Annotated in this window: 1 protein-coding gene; it reads left to right on the plus strand. The window is 36.3% G+C overall.

What is annotated here, in order from left to right:
• Window positions 1-262: IS110 family transposase (locus tag LJE08_RS14140; protein WP_227403596.1), on the plus strand; the 262-nt coding region annotated here is incomplete at both ends.

Genomic DNA, 262 nt, shown 5'->3' on the forward strand with positions numbered 1-262 from the left:
GGTACTTCTATTTTAGCCGAATTAGGAGATATTGGCAATTATTCCAAGCCTTCTCAAATCATTAAATTTGCAGGAGTAGCACCATATCACTATGAATCGAGTCAATACAACGCCCAACACACTGGCATAACCAAGAAGGGATCTAAGTATCTTAGAAAGACTTTGTATCAAATCATACTGACTGTAATTAACAATAATCCTGTATTCAAGAAATACTATCGATTGAAGATATCTCAAGGTAAAGGACACCGTTGTGCTCAAG

The organism is Holdemanella sp. DFI.5.55 (assembly GCF_020593575.1).
GTDB lineage: Bacteria > Bacillota_I > Bacilli_A > Erysipelotrichales > Erysipelotrichaceae > Holdemanella > Holdemanella hominis.